At 52.9% G+C, this 23,086-nt stretch carries 19 protein-coding genes, 1 pseudogene and 1 riboswitch; of the genes and pseudogenes, 5 read left to right on the top strand and 15 right to left on the bottom strand.

Annotated features, from left to right (window positions below):
- Positions 1-136: 136 nt before the first annotated feature.
- The 3 genes and pseudogenes from NYE33_RS36540 to NYE33_RS17280 form a co-directional block, all read right to left on the bottom strand.
- Positions 137-1,801 (bottom strand): annotated as a pseudogene (locus NYE33_RS36540) (spore germination protein); the annotation flags it as partial.
- A 1,244-nt stretch (positions 1,802-3,045) separates the two neighbouring features.
- On the bottom strand, positions 3,046-3,471 hold the full coding sequence (locus NYE33_RS17285; protein WP_042138659.1) for a stage V sporulation protein AB: 426 nt from the start codon (positions 3,469-3,471) through the stop codon (positions 3,046-3,048).
- A 2-nt stretch (positions 3,472-3,473) separates the two neighbouring features.
- Positions 3,474-4,133, bottom strand: coding sequence for a stage V sporulation protein AA (locus NYE33_RS17280; RefSeq protein WP_042138660.1), 660 nt, complete (start codon positions 4,131-4,133; stop codon positions 3,474-3,476).
- Positions 4,134-4,319: 186 nt separating this feature from the next.
- Between NYE33_RS17280 and NYE33_RS17275 the strand changes: the two genes are divergently transcribed.
- Complete coding sequence (locus NYE33_RS17275; protein ID WP_341066769.1) at positions 4,320-5,495, top strand: hypothetical protein; 1,176 nt, start codon at positions 4,320-4,322, stop codon at positions 5,493-5,495.
- Positions 5,496-5,698: 203 nt separating this feature from the next.
- On the opposite strand, the gene NYE33_RS17270 is transcribed toward NYE33_RS17275, so the two are convergent.
- Positions 5,699-6,670: a DMT family transporter gene (locus tag NYE33_RS17270; protein WP_042138662.1), complete on the bottom strand. Its 972-nt coding sequence runs from the start codon at positions 6,668-6,670 to the stop codon at positions 5,699-5,701.
- 129 nt (positions 6,671-6,799) lie between these two features.
- Positions 6,800-6,948, bottom strand: a riboswitch (FMN riboswitch).
- A 226-nt stretch (positions 6,949-7,174) separates the two neighbouring features.
- Between NYE33_RS17270 and NYE33_RS17265 the strand changes: the two genes are divergently transcribed.
- Positions 7,175-8,353 carry a PstS family phosphate ABC transporter substrate-binding protein gene (locus NYE33_RS17265; RefSeq protein WP_341066764.1) on the top strand — a complete coding sequence of 393 codons (1,179 nt, stop codon included), beginning with the start codon at positions 7,175-7,177 and terminating at the stop codon, positions 8,351-8,353.
- A 216-nt stretch (positions 8,354-8,569) separates the two neighbouring features.
- On the opposite strand, the gene NYE33_RS17260 is transcribed toward NYE33_RS17265, so the two are convergent.
- The 6 genes from NYE33_RS17260 to NYE33_RS17235 all read right to left on the bottom strand — a co-directional run bounded on the left by NYE33_RS17260 (position 8,570) and on the right by NYE33_RS17235 (position 13,672).
- Positions 8,570-10,048, bottom strand: coding sequence for a carboxylesterase/lipase family protein (locus NYE33_RS17260; RefSeq protein WP_341068699.1), 1,479 nt, complete (start codon positions 10,046-10,048; stop codon positions 8,570-8,572).
- 19 nt (positions 10,049-10,067) lie between these two features.
- Complete coding sequence (locus NYE33_RS17255) at positions 10,068-11,225, bottom strand: AI-2E family transporter (protein WP_039301649.1); 1,158 nt, start codon at positions 11,223-11,225, stop codon at positions 10,068-10,070.
- 115 nt (positions 11,226-11,340) lie between these two features.
- Complete coding sequence (locus NYE33_RS17250; RefSeq protein ID WP_179093474.1) at positions 11,341-11,496, bottom strand: hypothetical protein; 156 nt, start codon at positions 11,494-11,496, stop codon at positions 11,341-11,343.
- 117 nt (positions 11,497-11,613) lie between these two features.
- Entirely contained in the window at positions 11,614-12,345 is a 732-nt protein-coding gene (locus tag NYE33_RS17245; protein ID WP_076243368.1) for an SDR family NAD(P)-dependent oxidoreductase, read from the bottom strand.
- 44 nt (positions 12,346-12,389) lie between these two features.
- Positions 12,390-13,199, bottom strand: a complete 810-nt coding sequence (locus tag NYE33_RS17240) for a GNAT family N-acetyltransferase (protein ID WP_340944260.1) — start codon at positions 13,197-13,199, stop codon at positions 12,390-12,392.
- Between the two features lie 113 nt (positions 13,200-13,312).
- Positions 13,313-13,672: a (2Fe-2S) ferredoxin domain-containing protein gene (locus NYE33_RS17235; protein WP_039301636.1), complete on the bottom strand. Its 360-nt coding sequence runs from the start codon at positions 13,670-13,672 to the stop codon at positions 13,313-13,315.
- A 146-nt stretch (positions 13,673-13,818) separates the two neighbouring features.
- On the opposite strand from NYE33_RS17235, the gene NYE33_RS17230 reads away from it, so the two are divergent.
- The 3 genes from NYE33_RS17230 to NYE33_RS17220 all read left to right on the top strand — a co-directional run bounded on the left by NYE33_RS17230 (position 13,819) and on the right by NYE33_RS17220 (position 16,890).
- Entirely contained in the window at positions 13,819-15,408 is a 1,590-nt protein-coding gene (locus NYE33_RS17230) for a helix-turn-helix domain-containing protein (RefSeq protein ID WP_042138668.1), read from the top strand.
- A 102-nt stretch (positions 15,409-15,510) separates the two neighbouring features.
- A complete protein-coding gene (locus tag NYE33_RS17225) occupies positions 15,511-16,527 on the top strand; it encodes an ABC transporter substrate-binding protein (RefSeq protein WP_256703803.1) in 1,017 nt (338 codons plus the stop codon).
- A gap of 147 nt (positions 16,528-16,674) precedes the next feature.
- Positions 16,675-16,890, top strand: coding sequence for a hypothetical protein (locus NYE33_RS17220; RefSeq protein WP_076243372.1), 216 nt, complete (start codon positions 16,675-16,677; stop codon positions 16,888-16,890).
- Positions 16,891-16,903: 13 nt separating this feature from the next.
- Here NYE33_RS17220 and NYE33_RS17215 read toward each other — a convergent pair whose 3' ends face one another.
- The 5 genes from NYE33_RS17215 to NYE33_RS17195 form a co-directional block, all read right to left on the bottom strand.
- Complete coding sequence (locus tag NYE33_RS17215) at positions 16,904-18,001, bottom strand: GerAB/ArcD/ProY family transporter (RefSeq protein WP_076243373.1); 1,098 nt, start codon at positions 17,999-18,001, stop codon at positions 16,904-16,906.
- Between the two features lie 35 nt (positions 18,002-18,036).
- Complete coding sequence (locus tag NYE33_RS17210) at positions 18,037-19,242, bottom strand: Ger(x)C family spore germination protein (RefSeq protein ID WP_042138672.1); 1,206 nt, start codon at positions 19,240-19,242, stop codon at positions 18,037-18,039.
- Positions 19,232-20,815 carry a spore germination protein gene (locus tag NYE33_RS17205; protein WP_081970067.1) on the bottom strand — a complete coding sequence of 528 codons (1,584 nt, stop codon included), beginning with the start codon at positions 20,813-20,815 and terminating at the stop codon, positions 19,232-19,234. Before NYE33_RS17205 ends, NYE33_RS17210 begins: the two co-directional genes overlap by 11 nt.
- 168 nt (positions 20,816-20,983) lie before the next feature.
- Entirely contained in the window at positions 20,984-22,024 is a 1,041-nt protein-coding gene (locus NYE33_RS17200; RefSeq protein ID WP_341066761.1) for an NAD(P)/FAD-dependent oxidoreductase, read from the bottom strand.
- Positions 22,025-22,051: 27 nt separating this feature from the next.
- Positions 22,052-23,086, bottom strand: coding sequence for a FecCD family ABC transporter permease (locus tag NYE33_RS17195; RefSeq protein WP_042138674.1), 1,035 nt, complete (start codon positions 23,084-23,086; stop codon positions 22,052-22,054).

The following is a 23,086-nucleotide window of genomic DNA, read 5'->3' as shown; positions in this document are numbered from 1 at the left end:
AGAACCCCGCAGCGTTCCTTAAAGTGTGGCCTCAGGAGAGGAATTCCACTTTATTGCGGGGCTGTTTAGTGTATTCAGTATAGCAGACAGAGGGAACTCCATAGAATGGACTAATTTGCAGTTGATTTGTATTTTCCTACGATTTGTGTTCCTTCTCCTGCTTAGGCGGCATCCGGGTATTATCCCGTGTTTTGTTGAAGGAAGGCCTTGTTTTGGAGCTGAGTACCGGCTGGCGCAGGAGGATTTCACCCATTGCTTTTGCATTAAACGGTATAAACGGCCACAAATACGAAGAATTGTAGGAACGGTGTGTAGTCAAGAGCACCACCAGCAGCGTTGTCCCGATCATGAAGCCGGGAATCTGGAACGCGGCCACCGCCAGCAGAAGCGCAAGCCTGACAATCCGGTTGGCCAGCCCCAGCTCATAGCTCGGCGTTGCGAACATCCCGATGGAGGCCACTGCCATGTAGAGCACCACCTCGTTGACAAAAAGACCGGTCTGCACGGCGATGTCACCTACCAGTATCGCAGCAATCAGACCCATCGCCGAGCCGAGCGGTGTCGGGGTATGGACGGCGGCCATCCGCAGAAGATCCACTCCTAATTCGACGATTAGGAATTGGGCGATAAGCGGGATTTTCGCCGTCTTTTGCGGACCGATAAATTCCAGCATGGCCGGCTTCAGCTCCGGATGAAGGACCAGCAGCATCCACAGCGGCAGCAGGAACATCGAGGCAAAGATACCAATGAAGCGCACCCAGCGCAGATAGCTTCCCATAAAAGGCGTCTGGCGGTTCTCTTCCGCATGCTGGCAGAGATCAAAGAATGTTGTCGGCAGAACCATGACACTCGGCGAGGTATCGACGAAGACTACCACTCTGCCCTCCAGCAGATGGGAGGCCACAATATCCGGCCGCTCCGAGTACCGCACCAGCGGATACGGGTTCCATCCGCCGCCGACAATGGCCTCCTCGAGCTGTTTGTCAGCAAGGGGAATCCCGTCGATATCGACGCTTTTCAGCTTATCGGTAACGGCCTGCACCTGAGTCTTGTCGACGATATCGTCAATATAGGCCACGCAGACATCGGTCCGGGTCCGGCGTCCGATCTGATGCATCTCGTATTTCAGCCCCGGGTCGCGTATCCGTCTTCTGACCAGAGCCACGTTGCTCAGCAGCGTCTCTGTGAAGCCGTCTCGCGCTCCGCGGACGACCCGTTCAATCGAAGGCTCATCCGGGCTGCGCGAAGGATACGAACGGGTATCCATGATAATAACCTGGCTCTCGCCCTCGATGAAGAATACGCTCATGCCTGACAAGACTTTATTGATGCTCTCGCTGAGCAGCTCGCCCTTCTCTACCTGGACATGGGGAATATATTCGCTCATGAAGCTGGCGAATACATCGGTAGATATATTGTCCGGGGTCAGATAGGTCAGACGCTTCAGAATTTCGTCAATAATGGTATCCTTGGCGAACCCGCTGATGCAGAGCAGCGCAACGCGCCGGCCCCCAAAGGACATTTCCCTGAAGACGATATCAAAGGATGAACCCAGGCCCATGACTTCGGTCAGGGTTTTTTTGGTATCCTCCAGGTTGGTCGATACCTTATCATTGCCTTGCCAGTACTTAATAGACTCCTCCAGAGAGTCAGAACGTTCATTGTCGCGTTTCTGCTGCAGCAGATCTTTGGGCTTGCCGGCGGAGTCCGCCCCTTGACTGGACTTGGCTTTCTTAGCCTTGTTGCCGGACTGATCCCCGGCCTTCTGAGGGGCTCCAGATTTGTCTGTGTCATTACTTGAGGCCCCCCCGCTCTGCGCCTGCCTGGACGGTCCCTCTTCACCCTTATCCGCACCAGAAGCGTTCTGCTCATCTTCCTCAGGCTCTTCATCATCTCCGAATAATCTGGCAAAAAATCCTTTGTGGCTCTTCTGCGGTGTCTCCGCACCCAGTTCGTCTGATGTCTCCGTATCCTGTGACTGGCTGCCCGAAGCCGGAGCTGGCGGGTTGTCTTCGCCGGATGCTGAAGCGGTGCCTGCACCATCGTCTGCAGCGGGTCCCTCGGCTTCCTGCTTGTCCTCATCGCCGCCACTTGCTCCCTGGGCGGTAATCTTCTCTGTATCCGGGGTGCCTTGATCAGGTTTGGCCGGGCCCTCCTGATCCGGTGTACCGGCTCCATCGGAAGCCTGTAAATCGTGGTCCCCGTAACCGGTTGCTCCGGAATCCACTCCGATATCCGCACCGGACTCCGCTCCGATATCCTCACCAGATTCTGCTCCGCTTGCAGCTTTATCTCCTTGTCCAGCTGAGGCGGAATCTCCCTGCGGCTGGCCAAGCTCGTCCGCAGCTTCAGCATCCTGATTCTGTCCGTCACCGGAGTCTGCTCCGGCTCCCTGTCCCGGTCCGGCATCATCTCCAAACAAGCTGCTCAAAAATCCTTTGACGCCGCCGCCGGACTCCTGGCTATCCGAATCGTCTCCGGCTGCGCTGCTGTCCTTCGAGGTGCTGCCGGAAGCTTCGTTATCTGCTGCACCTCCTGTTTCAAGGCTGTCCGCCGCTGTGCTGCCTGCAGCCGCGCTATCCGCTGCGTCTCCTGCTTCACGGCCTTCCGCTGCTATACTACCGGCAGGCTCTGCCTCAGAGGGCCTGCCTTCTGCGCCCGGACCCGCATCCATGCCGGAACGGATTTCCGCACCGCCCTCTATAGGCCGGGTAACAGCTCCCAGCTCACCTGAAACCTCCGTCTCCTGCGGTTGTCCCCCGCCTGCATCAGCCTGATGTACAGCTTGTCCTTCTTGCTGCGGCGTGGTTCTATCAGCCCCATTCTGCTGTGCAGCCTGCGCTTCACCCTGCGGTTGACCTTTGTCAGCACCATCCCGCTGTGCAGCTAACCCTTCATCCTGCCGTTGGCCCCCGTCTGCAACACTTTGCTGTGCAGCCTGTCCTTCATGCTGCGGCGGCTTTTGCTGCTCCGGCTTGCCATGCTTTTTATCCGCTTCCACCTGATCACCGCTGTGAATATACCTAACCACCCCGTAGCCTCCTTTTACTGTCGGTATACAAACCAGTCGAACAATGAACCTGCCACTTTACCGCATACCATAGCCATCAGCAGCCCGAACAACATATGTGTCATATGCAGTCTTTTGGCCAGAATCGGCAGTACGTTCAGTACCTCCGTCAGCGCAGCGGCCAGCATACCGATGAATACTCCGTCGAACAGTCCGACCCCCAGCTCTATCAGCGGGCCTGCGGTTATTTTCCAGTTCCAGAAATCACTCATCGTGCCCAGCAGCGAACCCCCGACCATGGCCCCTTCATACCAGTGCACTTTATTGTAGGAGGAGGTCAGCTGCGCCAGCCGGGGCACCATATCAAGCACTATAAAAAGAGCGATTACCCCGCCGCCGACAGCGATTCCTCCGGCAATGCCGAGCAGCAGGTTAAGTCCGAGTGAAATTTGTGCAGTCATGCTCACTCCCTCCTACGTCCCGATGTATCATCTCCGCGGCGTTTCATTTTGCTGTATTCCTCGTTGACGACATAGTGGTCGATATTTTTCTGATACAGGAACATCTCCACTTCGAGCGGTGTCGGCTCCTCGTTCCATTTCTTTTTGAACAAATGGTTGAAAAAAATCACCATCCCCAGCCCGATGCCCAGCGAATAGGCGATCTGGAATACATACGGATGCTCATCCCTGCGGCCGGTCAGCATCTCGACAATCCGGATCTGCACCTCCTGCATGCTGACATCGGCATGGAAATTCATGATCGTCAGCGCCGAGCCGAAGAACAGCAGCAGCCATACCAGCACAAACAACGCTATGGAAGGTTTGTTTGCCGTTGCCGGGCCTTCAATCTGCACAATCGTCCGGCCTTCGCCAATCGGCTGGATATCCGCATGCGGAAGCAGCTCATGAATCCGGGGAATCACCGTCAGCAGATCAATCAGAATCAGATTGCCGTCACTTTGCTCCGGCTGAAGCAGCAGCAGTGAATACAGCGGCTCCCGCCACTCCGGCTCGGTGATCAGAAAAGCTACATCGCGCAGCATCACACCTTTGCCTTTGGGCACGGTTACCCGGTTTTTGAGCTGTATATAAATGGCGGGAGCCGGGTGAGGATTGTCCATTGGCGGTGCCTCCTAAGGTTGTAGTGTGAAGCAGCTGAAGATGCAAGAATAACGGTAGTATGGGAGAAAAGGTTTATTTTTACTCTTTAACCCTGTAATTCATATTTATTGAGCCGGGCATCCGAAACCTTTCGTTACTACGGCCGTCTATATTAACAGTTATTTACATAGAGAGGATGGAAGGTTATGAAAAGAGTGCTGCATCAATCATTACATCTGGCTATAAGCGCATCTATTTTACTGACATTCACTGCTCCGCTTACAGCACATGCCGCAGAAGAAATTAACTATTATGATTCGTATATCAGCAAAACCAGCGGCGTCCAGCTCTATTCGGCGGGCCAATTGGACGGAAACCAGTTTGTCGATGCCGTCATTGCCAGACAACCGGACGGAACCTACGCCAAATGGCAGGAGCCTTTTCATTATTTCCGGAATTATGGCGGTGATGACCTGAAGTTAACGGGAACTGATGATCCGGAGCAAAGTTATGTGTACGATACCCGGAGTCAATCCATCCTGCGCAAAACCGCTTATACTCTGTCTCCGGACGGGCTTTGGGGATATCTGGAGCGCTCACGTTACCTCTTGATGCCAAATTCTCCGATGGGCAGCGGGTATGTCGGCAAATACCATGACTATTATCTTAAAAACATGAAGACAGGTGCCGTCTCGGTATATTATTCCACTCAGAGATACTACAGCGCCTATTGGCTGAACCAGCACACGCTGCTGGAGAGCGGGTACAATGAAGCTGCTAAACAGAATGTGATCAGTACTTATGATCCGTCCACCGGGGAACGGCACGAACTGCTGAAGGGCAGCATGTATAACCGGAACTTTAGCAAAGGAATCATATATTATGTGAAAAATGAGCCGCAGCGCCTGCCATGGGTATATAACCTGAAGAGCGGGACGTCACGGCTGATCACTGACTATAGCGAACTCGAAGCACTGTTTCCCGCTTCCCCCTCCTCCAGACCGGAAGCAGCGCTGCCGCGGGATACCGTGCTGAAAAACCTGCCGGTCATCGAGATTCCTGTCTCCATGACATACGAATACAGTGTCAGCCTGGACGGACAGAACGCCGATGTATCTACCGTATTCTCCAGGGAGGGACAAGACTGGATTCCGGTGAAGCCGCTCGCTGCCGCGTTCGGGTGGAGCATTGAATCTGAGGACCGGGGCCACTTAAACGCCCCCTCTGCCGGTTACAGCTTTGAGATTACAAGCGCCAGCAAGAGTGTAAAGCTTACCCCTGCGAACAGCTTCAATTCCGGAAACAGGCTGTACATCTCGCAGGCACAGCTGAAGCAGCTGGGTTATAACACCATCGTAATAACTCCATACCTGCAGCAGTAATAACGGCAGCAGGACGAGCCCCTCTCCGGATGCCGGACAGGGGGAGCCGGCCAAACGGACTAAGTCCGGTTCACTCGCACATTTGAGTCATCAGCCCTACAAAAAATAAAGAGGATGTCCCGGGCCATTGCGGCTCGCGGGAACATCCTCTTTTGGTGATACCGTAACCCTGGGGTCGTCCCCTCAGGCTGCGGTAATAGTTGTTAATTCTGTTTGATAAGCTCAGCCTGATGTCCCTGACGGCTCTGCTGGCTCGAAATAAAGAACAGCGCCGTCCAGATCAGCGCAAAGCCGATAATTTGCGGCAGAGTCACAAGCTGGTGATATACAATCCAGTTAATCAGAATCCCTGTCATCGGGAAGCTGAGTTCAGCCAGCGTGGCTACAGAAGCCTTGGTTGTGTTCAGGCCCTTGTAATAGAGCAGCATGCTGAGCAATCCGGGCAGCAGAGCCTGCAGCAGGAGATTAATGGCAACAGCGGCCGAACCGCTGATTCCGCCGGTAATCTGCCACGGGGCTCCCTCCATGCTGGTGATCACGAATAAAAGCGGCAAAGCCAGAATAAAGCGCAGGGAAGTTACAGTTTCATATTTCATGGAACCCAGCAGATAGCGGCCCATGACAGTCGACCCGCCCCATAATGCGGCGGCGCCCAGCGCCATTAGACTGCCTACACCCATGAAGCTGTTCACATGGCCGAATGGAATCGTCCAGCCAAAGGTAAGCAGGTAAGTGCCTAATAGTGCAACAATGATAAGCGGTGCGAAATTCTTAGGCAGGCGTTCTTTAAGGATAACAGCGGCGAGACCAATGGCGAAGAGCGGCTGCAGCTTTTGCAGCAGCAGTACAGCATTGAAATCTCCGCTGGACAATGCTTTGGTGAACAGGATTGTAGCTATGGCCGAACCTCCCCATGACACAACCAGCAGGGCCCCGGCTTGACGAAGGCGGATCCCCTTCAGTTCGGCGCGCTGGCGCCACATTACAGGTGCAGCAACCAGGAAGAGCACAACATGCTCCAGCAGGACGATCTGTGAAGAGGTCAGGGATTTCAGCAGGATAATACGGAACAGCGGGTCAACACCCCATAGGGCTGCCCCCAGAACTACCAGCCAGAATCCGCTGCGCAGCGGTGCGGTACGGACTCCTTGAGATGAAGCAGATACATTACTCATCATTCATTCTCCTTGTCGATACAAACCCTCGATAAGAGACCAAAAGCCCCCGCGTCACCTGTAAACAGGGCAAACACCGGGGGCCATTATCAATAAAGACATCAGGGAATACACCCGCTGCCTTTACCTTATGATCCTCTCCCATCCGGACTTTACCGTCGGCTCTGGATTGTCACCAGATCAGTCGCTTTCCCTAGTAAAAGAGTAACGAGTCGCGGGCTTAGCTCACTTGGAACATCACCGCCGGTCAGGAATTTCACCTTACCCCGAGAATCTTGTATTCTGTTATTTTTTTCACAATCTCAGGATAACTCCGTTTCATGAATTCGTCTAGCCTTTTTATGAAAATATACGCATTTTTTCATCGTACGATCATTTTTATGAGAAAATGCATCATTTCGTAATTACACGAACTGCATAGTTTGGCAGAAACGGAGCCTTGTTATAGAATAAGATATGAATACACTTTTTATCCATATTATAGTAACCCTAACGGAGGACGCTGTGAAAAGATCATTTGAAACCAAGCTCTTATTCTCTATCCTTGCCTTAGCCGTCATCACAATCATGGGCTTCATTGCTTATATCATGGCTACATTTACCGGAGGTATGCTGTTCTATGCTCCGCTTGTCCTCGCCGCTTCGGCCGGGCTTGCAGTATTCGCTGTAATCTCTATCTTTGAACTCTTCAGCAAACGGTTCCGCCTGATTGCGCTCGCGGCTTTTGCCGGAATCTGCCTGCTGAGCGCAGCCGGTCATGAGATAAGGCAGGCTTATGTGAACAGTCTTGCCGAAGTAAGGGAACAGGAGGTCAATCTGCTCCAGTACGCACCTTTTGAAGTAAATACCAAAACCGCCAGCCTGAATCATAAGGCTGCCTATCATATTCAGGAACAAATGCCCCGGTTGGACGGCGCAACTGCGCTTTACCCGTTGTATTCCGCCTTTGCCCAAGCCGTGTATCCGCCGGATACGTATAATCACAGCATTTACGAGGTCGGTAATGATCTCGTGTTATGTACCACCACCTCCGAAGCCTACAAACGGCTGATTAAAGGAGATGCGGATATCATCTTTGCTGCGGGCCCCTCACTTGCCCAGACCAAGCAGGCGAAGCTGGCAGGCCGTGAGCTGAAGCTTACCCCTATAGGACGCGAAGCATTCGTCTTCTTTGTCAACAAGCGCAATCCGGTTAATGGACTGACCACTGAGCAAGTGAAGGATATCTATTCCGGCACACTGACGAATTGGAAGCAGGTCGGCGGCAAGAAAGCATCCATCCGGGCGTTTCAACGGGACGAGAACAGCGGCAGCCAGACCATGCTTGAGAAACTCATGGAGGACCGGGCGCTGATGAGCCCCCCGAAGGAGAATGTTGCAGACGTCATGAGCGGGATTATCAGCCTGACCGCCAGCTACCGCAATTACAATAATGCACTCGGCTTCAGCTTCCTGTTCTACGCCTCAGAGATGAACGCCAGCGATGAGATTAAGCTGCTGGAGATCGGGGGTGTGCCTCCCGCCAAGGAGAGCATCCGCAGCGGGGCATACCCCTTCGCAGCAGAATTCTACGCGGTAACTGCGGGAAGCACCAACCCCAATATTGAGCCATTTCTGGAGTGGATTCTGTCCCCGGAGGGACAGGAGCTGGTCGAGAAAACGGGTTATACCCCGGTGAACTAACTTTTGCGGGCTGCACATTCATTATTCGGTGGCTTGCGGTGAGACTCAACCTAAAAAGCAGCAGCCCTCATGCCGGAGAATCAGACTCTCCGGTAAGGGCTGCTGCTTTTTTCATGATCAATAAAGTTTGCCGTAGTTAGGCCAATTCTGCGGAATGAGGGGCACTTCTGCCCCTCATTCCGGTATGTCACGCCTTCTTGAAATCAAAAGCCGCGTTCACCCTGCGTAATGCTCAAAAATCCGTCTGCGCTTCTCTCCGTCCGGATCGTTCACTACACGCGAGACCTGATCGAACAGCAGCGTAGCACGCTGCTCAGGTGTGTACTGCGGCCACGCAAGTTCCTGTGCAGACGGATCTCCACAGTGGGCAAAGGCTGTCCAGGCTCTCTGCATCGCTTCGGCCACCCCTGCCATCTCAGGGGTTACCGTCAGTCCGTATTGCTTCAGCAGCGGCAGGTTGTTGAACACGTAGAGAATCTCCGCTCCGTGTATGGCCTTCTCCAGCAGCGGATGGCCGGTGACGGTCCAGTCGAACCGGTACATCCAGACCGGAGCGTGATCCAGCTGCTTTTCCGCGAACGAAATGGAGCTGGCCCAGAAGAACAGATCGGTCAGAACTTCGGCTTGCCCTTCCCAGGTTTTGCTGTAATCGGAGGTCAGCTCTGAGAGGTCTTCGATGCCCATCAGCAGCTCCAGCGACTTGAGTGAGCGGTCGAAGCTTTCGCCTGCCTGCCCTTCACGGAAGAACAGATTGCCTTCATGGAGATTCGTCCCGATCAGCAGCGGGATGCCGCTTGCCGCTCCTTCGCGTACCGCCTGCGCCGGTTCTACCGGCAAGGTCAGCGGCTCAATAACCGGCTGGAAATACATGCTCAGCGAATTCCCGGACAGCTTGTACGCCATCCGTCCGGCCGCTTCCATGATCTGCAGCGCGGGCAGTGTATGCAGCAGCTGCGTGTCACCGCCGGGCTGAAGACCGAGCTCTGCCAGGAAGGCTGCCGCAATCTGTTCCCCCTGCTGACCGTTCAGGCTCTGCCCCGCACCGCTCTCCATAATTGCACGCGAGAACAGCCCCTTGGCCGCCGGCATCGCCAGCAGCGCGGCAATGCTCATGCTGCCCGCTGATTCCCCGAACACCGTAACATTCCCGGGATCACCGCCAAATGCGGCGATATTCTCCCGCACCCATTCCAGAGCGGCAATCTGGTCCAGCAGTCCAAGATTGGAGCCAAGCCCCGTGCCCAGCGGGGACAGATGCATGAATCCTAGCGGACCGAGCCGGTAATTCACTGTAACAAGCACAACCCGGCCGCTTGCCGCCATGTTGGCACCGTCAAACATCGGCTGGCTGCCGGCACCGGTTACAAAGGTGCCCCCATGAATCCAGACCATGACCGGCAGGGCATCCTCCTGCGCTGCTGCCGGTGACCAGACATTCAGGTACAGGCAATCTTCAGAGTACACCGGATTGCTGCCTCCAAAGCGCGTACCGCTGGTACTTACCGGCTGAAGGCTGACCGGGCCGAATTCCTTCGCCTCCCTTACAGCATTCCAGGGCTCAGGCGGCTGCGGTGCACGAAAGCGCAGCTCTCCGACAGGAGGGGCAGCAAACGGGATTCCGCGCCAGACATTCACTCCGCCGCTCTCTTCTCCCTGCAGTTGCCCATAGGCTGTAGTCACTAGTTGTCCTGTCATTACACTCATCCTTTTCGCTTTATTCCTCAGCTTTTTCTTCAATCACTTTATAGAGTCCGGAGCGGAAACGGAACCACTGAAAGATATGGGTAACCACTACTTTGAGTACGGCGTAACCCGGTACCGCGAGAATGATGCCGAGTACCCCGAACATTTTGCCGGCAAAAATAATTACAAAAATAATCGTGATCGGATGAATCTTCAGCGTTTTACCCATGATCTGCGGAGAGATAAACTTCCCTTCGATCAGCTGGACAGCAGTCCAGACAATCACCATCTTGAGCAGCATAAACGGCGAGGTTACCATGGCTACCACCAGTGCTGGCGTAATCGCGATCGCCGGTCCCAGATAAGGGACTACCGCAGTACAAGCGGCAACGATAGCAAGTACCAGGGAATACTCAAGCCCGATGATCAGATAACCAATATAGAGCAATGCGCCGATACAGCAGCTGACAATAATCTGCCCGCGGATGTAGGATGCCACCTGACTGTTCATTTCCTGCATGACCATCCGGGACTGCGGCTGCAGTGCAGTAGGAATGAACCGCATCAGGTAGTCGGGCAGTCTTTTGCCATCGCGCAGCAGATAGAACAGAATGAACGGCGTAGTCACCACTGCCAGAACAATCTCTGTCAAAGTGCCTACAAAGCTGCCTACGCCACTGGCGGCATTATTGATGAACGAGGTGCCCCAGGTAGTCACCTTGCCGGTGATATCACTGAGATCCGTACCCACACTTTCCTGAATCTTTCCGAAAAATTCACTGCCCGTCAGATGTAAGAATTCCTCCTGAATCTGCGCGCTGTATATCGGGAAGTTGTCAATCAGCCCCATCAGCTGGGTACGGATAATCGGAATAACCATCAGCAGGATCAGTGTAATAATTCCGGCTATTACGAGGTACATCGTAACAATTCCGTAAGCGCGCTTCACCTTGCTTCTCCGCTCCAGGCGGTCAACCAGCGGATTCAGCAGGTAATAAGCAACTCCCGAGAGAAGCAGCGGCGCTGCCACTGTATGCAGAAGCACTGACAACGGTTTGAATATAAACGGAATCTTGGAGAATACGAGCACGGTAACACCAATCAGTAACGCAATTAAAAGCCCCACGACAAACTTGTTATTCAGAAAAAACTTTTTGAATTTATCCGGCCAGACCTGACGTCTATCCATATACTGCCGCCCCCCTGCTGCAACACTTACGATATAAGTGTGATTAATTGCACTTTGTATTAGCATAGTCAACACGGAGGCTGCAAGTCAAATTTTCTGCCCCGCCAAAAAAGCTCTAGTGCAGTGAAGACTGCAGGCCCACCAGCAGACCTTCCACCAAAGCCAGGGAGTTCAGCGAAACCGCCTCAACATTGCTCTCAAAAACTTCTACGCTATCCTCATCCGCATGGTCTGAAATCGATCGGATTACAACAAAGGGAATCCGGTTCACACTCTGTCAGGATCGCTGCAGGCAGGTCGTGATGCACCACCTGAGCCGACAGATAATATCCCTGCAATTCAGGCTGTCATCCAGCCCTCCCGCAGCTCCGGTAAGAAGGCCAGCGGCTCAGCGCAAATAACAGCCATTATTAATATCAAACGTCGCCCCGGTGTATGCTCTCGCTTTGCGGCTTAGCATAAAAACCACCGTATCCGCAATATCCTCCGCCAGCAGCGGCTCCGGAATTAGCTGATGCTCCTGATATTCCTGCTGCCTCCAGGCCGGGATATGCCCCATCATCGGAGTGCTGGTCATCGTCGGGGCAACAGCATTCACCCGGATATGAGGGGCAAAGTTCATGGCGCAGCTTTTGGTCAAGCCGAGAACAGCTGCTTTGGTCAAGCCATACACCGCATCTGAGCTGCCTTCCTGACCGGAGACGGAGGCCATGTTAACGATGACGCCTGTCTGCTTCCGGTCCAACAGCAGGCGCCCGAAGCCCTGCGAGAAATAGACATATCCCTTGATATTGATATCCATTACCCTACTTATATCTTCGGGGGTATACTCCAGCAGACTGCGCCCCAGATATATGCCTGCATTGTTGACCAGACCGTTAACCTCAGCATGTTCTTGCTGTATGTATGCGAAGAATTGCTCCACCTCGCTGTATTTGCTCACATCCACCCGGAAGGAGCAGAGATTATCTGAACCCGCCTCGGCCTGCAGTTCCTTAAGCCCCCGGCCATCCAGATCACAGGCAATCACTTCAGCACCTTCCTGCAGACTAAGCATTACGATAGCCTTACCGATTCCCGAAGCGGCCCCGGTCACAATTATTTTCATTCCCTGCAGCATTCTTAGACACTCCCTCACCTGTATTCTCCACCGGACAAACCGGCTTACTGAAACCGCAAATCAACAATACTGCCGGTCCGCTCAAAACCGATCGACTGATAGACCTTGTTGGAATCCGGGTTTGCAGCATCGGCATAGAGCATAGGAGTAATGCCCTTGCCCAGCAGCTCAGCACACAGCTCTGCTACAGCGGCACTGGCATAGCCCTGCTTACGGCAGTCCTGCGGAGTGAACACTTCATTAATCCGGGCATGTCTGGAGGACAGATGGGCCAGATTCGCCATGGACACGGGCCTATCCTGTACCATCCACAGGCGGAGCTTGCCGGATTCCGTAATATCTCTTGCGTAGCCGAGGAAATTCTCAGGTGCATTCTCGGTGCCGAACGCATCCTTCACAAAGCCGGCCAAATAGTCTGCAATGACCGGGATATAGCCAGCATCTGCCTGCAGCAGCTTGCCGCTGACATTAGCGGGCTTCTTCACCTGCGGGCAATGATAGGCTTCCATGATCATATGAACATGATACAGCTTGCCTGTATTCTCACAATAAGCCTCTGCAAACAGCCTGCCTGTCTCCTTAGTCCCGTTAACCCCTGACAATCCGCGGCCCTTCAGCCGCTCCACAAGCTGGCGAACCAGGGCTCTGCCCTGATCTGCACCTACCTCCGGTGCAATCCATAACCAGGGGTTATGCCCCTCCGTGTGCGCAAAGATCAGATGATCCTCGGCTGTCTTGATCCGGAGCGATTCCGGGTTTCCGGTGATAAGGTGAAGGAGATTATATTCCACCTCTTCCTGTAAGAACGCTTCGCTGTGCAGCACTCGGTCATCTGGCTCGAAATCCACAAACATCCCGCTTCCCCCTTACTCTATCTTTTCTATCCATCATAATCCTCCGTCTGACAAAAATAAACAATCCTCCACCGAAAATTTTCCAGTGGAGGACTGCATTTTTCTTTCATATTTTATTTCTTCTTTTTACCCTTTGCCCCTTTTTCAATTGCGGCTTTCAGTCCTTCATCATAAGTGTAGAGAACATTCTCTTCCAGCCGTTCACCCTTCAGCACCTTGCGTACCAGGCTTTTGGCTGATTTGGGGGTGATATCCCTGTACCATACGCCTTCCGGATATGAGATGACTACACACGCATCCGAACATCTTCCGTTGCAGCGGGTTACTGTAGTATGAATCAGGCTGTCTGCCCCTTGCTTCCCGATTTCATCCTCTATCGCGTCAGCGACCTCTTCACCCTTATGCTTCTTGCAGTCGCTTCCGTTGCAGATCAGCAGATGGCTGACCGTCCCTTGCAGATTCCAGGTCGTCATGGAATTCCCGCCCCCTCTAGTACAACAATACCCTGTTTGTCTGTCTCCCTAAACTCTACTTACCAATCAGAGGATCGTCAATAGGGGGAAAGACTGTTATACTGTATTGAGAATGATTATCACCCAAGAAAAGAGTGACTCTGAACATGCATAAACCACCTTCCGGCAGTTCATTGCCTTATCCTCATAGTTTTTATGTCCCGGTGCGGATTGCTGCACTGGACAAAGCCGCTTCTAACCGGGGAAATTCCAGCCCGCCCTTCTCTTCCCTGCTGATTATAGTTACCGGAGGCAGCGCAACGATGGAGTGGGATGGAGCGCTTACCCGTGTGTCCAGCGGCAGTACCTTGTGCTGTGACAGCTCCGCACACATCATCCTGCAGCACAGCCATAACCTGCAGGGGGTGTGGATCGAATATATCACACTCTCCGGCACCAGCCATCCTTCCAGCCCGCTGAACAACGGTGTACCGCTCCGCAGCTGTGCGCCCCGTATTTGCGCGGTGGCGTCGCGGCTGCTGGGCAGCTGGAGCCAGCCGGAAGAGCATCAGCCTTTTGCAGTGCAGCAGCTGTTCACAGAACTGCTCACTGAGCTGTATCACAGCGCTGCTGAGAATACGGAGCCGGCGCTTCATTGGCTGGACCGTGTATTGCAATATATAGAATCCCATTATAATGAGGACTTAACGAGAGGGCAGGCGGCAGAGCTTGCCGGAGTTACCCCGGAGCACTTCTCCCGCGCTTTCCGCAAATCCACCGGTCAGACCTTTAATGAATATGTAACACTGCTGCGCATCCGCAAAGCCCAGCAGCGCATTCTGACAGGAGCCCCGAATCTGAGCACGCTGGCGCTTGAAGTCGGTTATGGTGAAGGCACCTATTTAAGCCGCAAGTTCAAACAGGTCGTGGGTCTTTCTCCTGCAGCCTATCACAGCAAGAATAAATCCGTGGTATCGCTGAACTTCAATCACACGGCCAGCCTGCAGGCGCTTGAGGTTGTTCCCCGGCTCGGAGTATATTCGGCTTGGATGGAGAGCCTGAAGCCTATTCCGTCCAAGCATAAGCTGCTAAATGAAGGAAGCAGCTCCACAGGTCTATATGAACGCTTGTCTTCTGCCCGGCCGGATGTGATTATCAGCTACTCCCTGCCTGACAAGAATAAGCAGCTAATGTCGTTAGCTCCGGTTATTGAAATCCCCTTTATGCAAATGGACTGGCGGGAACAATTCCGGCTGATTGCAGAGGTCACCGGCCGCAGACCACAGGCGGAAGCCTGGCTGAATGTCTATGACGAACAATGCCACGCGGCCAACCAACAGCTCAACCGCCGGATCGGTCCCCGGGGAACCGCAGTCGTCTGGGAGATTGGCAGGGACGCTGCATACTGCTTCAGCAGCAGCTATGGCCACGGATCTCAGATTCTGTATAATGATCTGGGCTTCCGGCCCCCAAGCAGCCTTGTAAGCGAGGGACTCCTCCGCCAAGGTTATCTGGAGGTTGCCTTCAGTGACTTCGCCGGCTACCCCGCGGATCATATATTTATTACCTGCAGCGCCGGAACGGCCGAGATGCGGGAGCCGCTCCGTTCCTTTCTTCATCGTGCAGTACAGCAGAATCAGGCGTCCGCTTCCGGCAGCAGAATCTATTTCCTGAATCAGCCTGCCATGTTCTACGGATTTGATCCGCTCTCTTCCGAAGCCCAGCTCAGGGTGCTCCTGCAGGCGCTGACATCATAAATTTACATAGCCGGACATCACATTCAGCCATAGTGTAAACCGGACAAAATCTGTAAAGTGTTATTGAGAATGATAATCGTTCTACATAAGGAGGCATACATCTTGAAAAAACCGTATTCAAGCTCTAATTCCCGGAAACAATGGATCATCTTCCCGTTGCTGCTGGCACTGACGCTTCTTGCCTCAGCTTGTGGAAACAACACATCCAATAATAGCACCGGTTCTGCTGCTGCTAATGCTACAGAAGCTCCTGCTTCGTCCCCGCAGCCGGAGACTCCAGCCGCAACCGCAGCTCCCGCCTTCAAAACAGTAACAACTGTAAATGGAGATATTGAAGTGCCGACAGCACCGCAGCGGATTGTTGCCGAAGAGTATCTGGGCAGCCTGATTGCTCTGAATACAATCCCCGTGGGTGCTCCCGGACTGACGCTGGAGAATATGTATTTCAAAGAATCACTTACCGGAGTCACCGATACCGGCACTTACGGAAAGATGTCACCGGAGAATATTATCGCCCTGAACCCGGACCTCATCATCTCCGGCAATGCCGACAGCTATGAGACACTGAGCCAGATTGCCCCTACCGTCATTGTGCCGTACGGTGATCTGAAGGATGCTCACGCGGAGCTGACTTATTTCGGCAAGCTGCTCGGCAAAGAAAAGGAAGCTGCGGACTGGCTGGCAGATTATGATAAGCGTATCGCCGCAGCCAAGGCCCGTGTGGATGCAGCGATTCCCGCTGATGCCACCTTCAGCATCCTGGAGCATGCCGACAAGTCCACCTGGGTATATGGGGACAACTTCGGACGGGGCGGACAGCCGGTCTATCAGGCACTGGGACGGAAGCCGCCAACCGAAGTGGCTGCTGAAATAATGGAGAAGCAGTGGGCAGAATTATCCTCCGAGACACTGGGCAAATATGCGGGTGATTATCTCGTTGTGACCGATAATACACAGACTGTAGAAGACTTCCAGGCAGATCCGATCTGGGGCAGCCTGCCTGCTGTCAAGAACGGACACATCTATGTATGGAAAGAAGAACGTTCCTGGTATTATGATCCGATCGCCGTTCTGGCACAGACAGAAGAGCTTGCGGACTGGCTGACTTCGGGGCAATAAATGAATATTCCTGAAGCTGTCTGGGCAGCCTTAACCGGCTCCCGGCAGCTTTTTTTGCTGATTACTCCTTCCATAAATGGAGATAATACCTGTAGCCCGCCTGCCGGAACCGGCAAATCAGCTTGCGGAGCCTAAGGAGCATCGCCCATGAAAATTCTCGCTATTTATGTCCTGTTAGCCGTCATCACCTTGCTAATGCTCACACTGGTTGATGTCTTATCAGGAATCAGCGTGAGTGCATCGTTGCATTCTCTTTCGGTAATCTTTGCCACAACCACACTGCAGGAAACGATCTGTGTGGTGATCTTCCTGGCACTCCCTTTAATCCAGGTTGTCGCCGGCGCCCTCAAACGCAGCCGCTAATCTCCAGCGAAACTTAACGGTATAGGCCGAATCTGCGCCGGATACGGTGAACAAGAAACAGCAGAACAGGAATATACGCACAGAATACCGGCAGGATATTCTCCAGAAAAACCTTCCCTTCACTCATATGCACCGGATAATTCTCTGCACTGACGAAAGAGCTGAACAGCATGACCACCGCCGCCGGAATCACCAGTTTTTGGGAATCGCGGACCTTGAAGAGATCGGCAGTTATGGCCACAGCAGCATAGCAATAAACAGTCATCTTGAAGAACACCCCGATAATGAGTGTAAGCATAACAAGTGCATCCAGACGCTGGATGAAGTTGGCTACATTCACGAGTGTGATGGTGGTAAACATCGGAAAGGTTGTACGGCTGTAGAGGTTCTCTCCGAGCACTCCCATCTCAATGGCATGGGTGAAGCTAAGCAGACAGGCGCTTAAGGTGATGGCCACGATGCCGGTTTTCTTAATCTTCCTTGATTTGTTAAAGTGCGGAAGTATAGTCGTGAAGCACACGACCTCCCCGAACGGAAAAATCCAAATGTTAGGGTAGGCAGAGCCCAGAGCCTCCCAGAGATCATTGATATGAATTGGAAACAGGTTCTTAAGCTCCACCAGTCCGGCAGCAATGACAATAAAAATACAAATCAATCCCATGACGATTATGATCCAGAAGAAAATCTCCGCCGTTCTGGCGAATACCTCGATTCCCTTGCTCAGGATGTACATTACCGCAATAATCATGATGGAATCAATAATAAGAATCGGAGTTTTGTCGTATGAAGCTGAAATTAACAGATCCCCCGCTTCACGCAGATTTCTGGAGCCGTTATAGAGCAGCACCGGGAGAAACAGCAGGCCTACTACCCAGCCTATCCAGGGGCCGAGAATCTTACGGGCATAACCGCTGATGATCAGATCCGGGAACTGCTGATACAGATGTGTAAACACAAGATAAAGCAGAACGCCCCCTGGGAGCGCCATCAGGATGGAGAGCCAGACCGCATGCCCGCTCTCCAGGCCCACGGGTACAACCAGCGCCGTTCCAAGCTCAAACAGCACAATCAAAGCAAAAAGCTGACTGGGGCCGATCGCTTCTTTTCTCATAAACCTATTCACCTTATTTCTGCATAAAAAGCTGATTATTCGGGAGCAGGGTGATACGGCTTCAGGCTCATTCCGGTACTGCGGATGTACGCCTCCACATGGAGATCCAGCTTCCCTTGAGCGAAGATATGACCCCAATTCTTATCTAGTGAAGCCCAGCCTTGGGGATCGCTGCGCTTCAGTTCATTACCGAAGTTAAAAATATCGCTCTCCATCTGCTGTGCCATCTGCAAGGCCTGCTTCACTTCGTTACCGGTCTGCTTCTGCAGCTCCTGTTCAAGCTTCACAATTTCTTCCCTCTTGCTGAGGTCAACGAACCCATCCGTTTCATTCACAATTCCTTCTTCACTGATACTTACATGAAAGACCGGCAGGCCGTCCTGAATATCAATCTTCACCTTCGTTCTTGAATACACAATATTGACGGCAATTGACTCTTTCTTATCCGCAGAATCAATATTGATTATAGTTTCTTCTATCCGGTTAAGCAGCCACTCCGTACCCCGTGCTTCCGAATCCTTCATCCAGTAGATCAGTTTGCCCTCTCTAAAAGCACCAAGTCCATGCATAACAGTCCCTGCATGTGACACGGTTTGTTCCAGATTGGATTTCTTCATGCCTTCAGAAGCATTCCCTTGAATAGACACTCCATTAATCGTCAGATCCCCTTCGCCCGTTATGCCGTTAATAATATCGAATACGTCGATCGTCCGGTTCTCTCCCCATACTCTCGAGGTATTCTGCGTCTTTTTGACCAGTCCCAAAGAAGGCAGACTTTCTATTGCAGTTAATATCTTCAGAACAGATGCTGCATCGTTGTTGCGGGCAACAAGCACTGCCGAATTGAGTCTGAGCTCATGCGATCGCTCAAAGATGTCAAATACATCGTTAATTCCGCTCCGGGCCAGGGACTCTCCCAGGACAACAAGCTGGGTGTGGGCAAAAAAAAGCTGCCGCGTTGCCCGCTTGGAGGCCTTGCGCAAAGCACCGAAAATTGTACGGTCGGTAGCAGAAACAATCACAATGGAAGGCTCTCCCGCGCTTGCTCCAAAACCTGTAGCTGTTGAGGATGGATTGACCAGCTGAAATGTCACCTTGAATTCATTAGTTTCCGGTACCAGATCTATACCGATGCCGCTGACGATAGCCAGGTCATTCAATTCTCTGCTGTTCCAGCAGCCGCTCAGCATCAGCACAATGACTCCCATAGAAATCACGCGCATAACGCCTTTAATGTTCATAGGAGTTCCTCTTCGCAGTTTTTTTGCCGGGGGCTGTGGAGCTGTTGCCCTTATTCAGCAGCCGTTTGCGGATCTTCATAAAAGTCAGAGGAGAGCGGAGAAAGGTGTCCTTCTGATTCTCGGGCACAAACGGACCCATAGGCGACATATACGGCACTCCAAGTGAACGCAGGCTGCACATATGTGCAATTAGCATGATGGTAAAGATGGCGATCCCATACAGCCCCATAAAGGCAGCGATGACCATAATGACAAACCGCAGCATCCGGATGGAGAGTGCCATATTGAAGGCCGGAGTGGCGAAGCTGGAGATACCTGTAAGCGACACAACAATAACCATGGCCGGAGAAACAATACCCGCCTGAACCGCTGCAGTCCCTAACACCAGCCCGCCGATAATGGAAACCGTCTGACCAATCGGAGACGGCATACGTACACCTGCTTCGCGGATGATCTCAAAGGTAACCTCCATCATGACGGCTTCCACGAAAGCAGGGAAAGGTACCCCCTCCCGCTGCGAGGCCAAATTGATCAGCAGCGGTGTCGGAATCATCTCCTGGTGGAAGTTAAGCGCCGCCACAAAGATTGCAGGCCCATATAAAGAGATAAGCAGGCACAGGAACCGCAGCAGCCGGATCAGTGTTGAGATATCATAACGCTGATAGTAATCCTCCACGGTATGAAAGAACATAAAGAAGGTAGTCGGGGCAATCAGTACAAACGGTGTGCCGTCCACAAAGATGGCAATCCGTCCGTCCAGCAGGTTTCCCGCCACACTATCCGGCCGTTCCGTATTATAGAGTGTCGGAAATGGAGAATACTTGTTATCTTCAATAATCTGCTCAATGTAGCCTGATTCCAGAATTGAATCCACCTTGATCTCCTGAAGCTTTTTTTTGAATACCTTGATCGTCTCTTCATCTGCAATCCCATGGATATACATTATGGTGATATCGGTGTGGGTCACATCGCCAAGCTTCATCGTTTCGGTCCAGAGATCGGGATTCTTGATGATTTTGCGGACCAGGGCGATATTGGTACTAATGGTCTCCGTGAAGCTTTCCTTCGAGCCGCGGATCGCCACTTGAGTCGATGCCTCGGATACCGGTCTGACCTCACCGCCGCAGGTGCTCCCGCTCACCGCTTCACCGAGTCCGTCAACCATAATAATCGTGTCCCCCGACAGCAGCGCTTCAAGCAGTCCATTGATATCTTGAACCAGCTTCTCTTTGCCGATGCTTAGCGCATTGTCTTTGATATAGGAATACACTTCGGCTGTTGTTGCTGCGAGTAGTACATCGTCATTCAAAGATTCGAAGGACATCACATGTGAAATGAAATGGTCGACCATTTCTCTGTCCGTAATACCAATCATATATACCGCTGCTACCCGGGCCGTCCGATTGATGAGTTCATAAGTACGTATGATAAGATCCGGGCTGTTCCCCAGCCTGGCTTTGATTTGAGTAATATTCTCTTCCAGATCAGGGGAGATAGGCGGATTGTGGGGTTTCCTGCCAGCGCTGTCCACCGTTTGTGCGGCTTGGCCGGATTCTTTGGTTGTCTTATCCATAATCAGCACCTCCTGCACTTACTATTCGCCCGCTATCCTTTTTTTATGCAGCTTATGGAATGTGTGAGGAACGCGGGGCTAAGCTGCGCCAGAGCAAAGCTTACTCAAAAAAAAGGCTGCTCCCCGCACGGAATCTCCCGTGTAAGGAACAGCCTGTATGTGTTTAGACTAATGATCATCAACTACGCCAAGCGCCTTGTTCTTCTCCTTGAACCGGTCGTTATGCGAGGAGACATAAGCCACCTTATCCGCTTCAGGGTCCATGTACAGCTTCGCGCTGTTGAGGGCAAGCACCGCATCCGTGAACGTTCCGGCAATCAGTCTTACCTTGCTGTCATAATCTACGAAATCTCCCGCCGCAAAGATACCCGGCAGATTCGTTTCGAGCTTGCCGCTGACCTTGGCCCACCATTCCCCCATGTCCAGTCCCCAATCCTTCAACGGACCGAAATCGCTCTTGAGGCCGTGGTTGACAATAACGGCATCCACTTCAAGCTGCTCACTCTCACCGGATTCGATATGGCTGATCGTAACCTGGTCAATCTGCTCGCCATTGCTGCTGTGCAGTTGGTTAACCGCATAGGGTACACGTACATTCACAGAGGAATCCTTCATGCGGACGATATTCTTCTCATGGCCGCCGAACCGCTCCCGGCGGTGCACGATGGTCACGCTGGCGGCAATCGCCTCCAGTTCATTCGCCCAATCTACGGCGGAGTCGCCGCCGCCCGAGATCAGAACCCGCTTGCCGCGGAAGGGCTCCAGCTCCTGCACCGTATAATGCAGGTTCGTCACTTCATAGCGGTCTGCGCCTTCAATCTCCAGCTTCGCCATCTGCAGAATACCGTAACCGATGGTGAGGATAACGGTGCGTGTCCAGTGCTGCTCACCGGTCGCCGAGGTCAGGATATAAGTCCCGTCCTCCTGGCGCGCCTGATGCACAATCTGCTGCCCGAACACAATGGTGGGATCGAAGGTCCGCGCCTGCTCTGCCAGCTGGTCTATCAGCTTACGGCAGAGCGTCGGTGTAACACCTCCGACATCCCAGATCATTTTCTCGGGATAGATCAGCATCCGTCCGCCCAGCTCTTCCTTCGCTTCAATCAGCTTCGTCTTCAAATCTCTCATTCCGCTATAAAAAGCCGTATACATACCTGCGGGGCCACCGCCAATTATCGTTACATCATATAATTCCATGGATTCGTTCATTTGTTTCCCTCCAGCTTCTAGGTGTATTTAAGATTTGGTCCGGGCCAGCAAATACAGAAAGTAAGGAGCGCCGATAACGGCAACAACGATACCGGTAGGTATCTCAGACGGCTGCAGAATCCGGCGGCCGATCGTATCGGCAGTGATGACGAGCAGCGCGCCGAGCAGCGCTGAAGCGGGAAGCATCAGCTGATGCTTCGGTCCCACGAGCCTTCTGGCCAGATGCGGGCCGACCAGTCCGACGAAGCCAATCCCGCCGCTTACCGCTACGCTTGAAGCGGCAAGTCCGACCGCCGCTGCCAACAGGCGGAACTGCTCCCTGGTGACATGGGCACCCAGACCGGTAGCCGTCTGCTCGCCCAGATTCAGCACATTCATGACCCTTGCCTTATAGATGACGTAGGGCAGGAGAATCACAATCCAGGGAAGCAGGGACAATACAAATTTCCAGCTGGTGCCCCAGATGCTGCCCGCAAGCCACGTGGCGACGAATTGATATTTGTCCGGATCTAGGCGAAGCGTCAGCACAATCATCGCTGCACTCATCCCAGCCGCAACTGCGACACCGGTGAGCAGCAGACGGATCGGTGCAATTCCCTGATGCCGCTTATAGGCCAGGCTGTAGATCAGTGCGGCAGTAAATGCCGCCCCGACAAACGCAACTACCGGCAGCAGATAGACAGGTGCCGCAGAGGTCGTCGGATAGAAGGACACCATCAGCATAACCATCAGCCCGGCTCCGGCATTAATGCCCAGGATTCCCGGATCGGCCAGATCATTGCGGAAGACCCCCTGCATCACCGCTCCGGAAACTGCCAGTGCAGCTCCAATCAGAATGGAAATTACAATACGCGGCAAGCGGAATTGGAACAGAATCAATTCCTGCTTGTCCGTCCCCTTGCCGAACAGCGTATTCAGCAGCTCTAGCGGAGTTAAACGTATGTATCCTGTATTCACACTTATAATGAACATGATAATAATCAGTACAGCCAGCACGCTAAGTACAGTCAGGCCATGCTTACGCCTTGTTTCTTCGAAGGAAACCACTCTGGTTCTCTGCAT

The sequence above is a fragment of the Paenibacillus sp. FSL R10-2199 genome (assembly GCF_038000235.1).
GTDB classification, from domain to species: domain Bacteria; phylum Bacillota; class Bacilli; order Paenibacillales; family Paenibacillaceae; genus Paenibacillus_AQ; species Paenibacillus_AQ phytohabitans.
The sequence above is the reverse complement of the archived record's forward strand: the minus strand, read 5'-3'. Positions and strand labels throughout refer to the sequence as shown.